Annotated in this window: 1 tRNA gene; it reads left to right on the top strand. The window is 58.9% G+C overall.

The window, feature by feature from the left end:
* Positions 1-129 precede the first annotated feature (129 nt).
* A tRNA-Asp gene (locus ACZ3HH_RS31330) sits at positions 130-202 on the top strand.

The raw sequence follows: 202 nt of genomic DNA, 5'->3' as shown, positions 1-202 counted from the left end.
GTGATTAGCTCAGCTGGGAGAGCGTCTGCCTTACAAGCAGAATGTCGGCGGTTCGATCCCGTCATCACCCACCACTTCCGAGAGTCTTGCGAAAGCAAGATGGAAGCTTTTAAAAGCCTCCACCGACGCGCAGCGGTAGTTCAGTCGGTTAGAATACCGGCCTGTCACGCCGGGGGTCGCGGGTTCGAGTCCCGTCCGCTGC

The organism is Pseudomonas sp. PME37.24/025 (genome assembly GCF_055556615.1).
Note: the sequence above shows the minus strand (reverse complement) of the source record. Positions and strands in the feature narration are given on the sequence as shown.